The following is a 321-nucleotide window of genomic DNA, read 5'->3' on the forward strand; positions in this document are numbered from 1 at the left end:
TTTGTTGCTTCAGCACCGTAGTGCCTCGTCATCACGCCTCAGCCTTGATTTTCCGGATTTGCCTGGAAAACCAGCCTACCCGCTTAAACCGGGACAACCGTCGCCCGGCCAACATAGCCTTCTCCGTCCCCCCTTCGCAGTAACACCAAGTACAGGAATATTAACCTGTTTCCCATCGACTACGCCTTTCGGCCTCGCCTTAGGGGTCGACTCACCCTGCCCCGATTAACGTTGGACAGGAACCCTTGGTCTTCCGGCGAGCGGGCTTTTCACCCGCTTTATCGTTACTTATGTCAGCATTCGCACTTCTGATACCTCCAG

Annotated in this window: 1 rRNA gene; it reads right to left on the bottom strand. The window is 54.8% G+C overall.

The window, feature by feature from the left end:
* A 23S ribosomal RNA gene (locus SB771_RS33875) occupies positions 1-321 on the bottom strand; the annotation flags it as partial.

Source organism: Burkholderia sp. SIMBA_051, assembly GCF_046534915.1.
In the GTDB taxonomy this organism is placed as follows: domain Bacteria; phylum Pseudomonadota; class Gammaproteobacteria; order Burkholderiales; family Burkholderiaceae; genus Burkholderia; species Burkholderia ambifaria.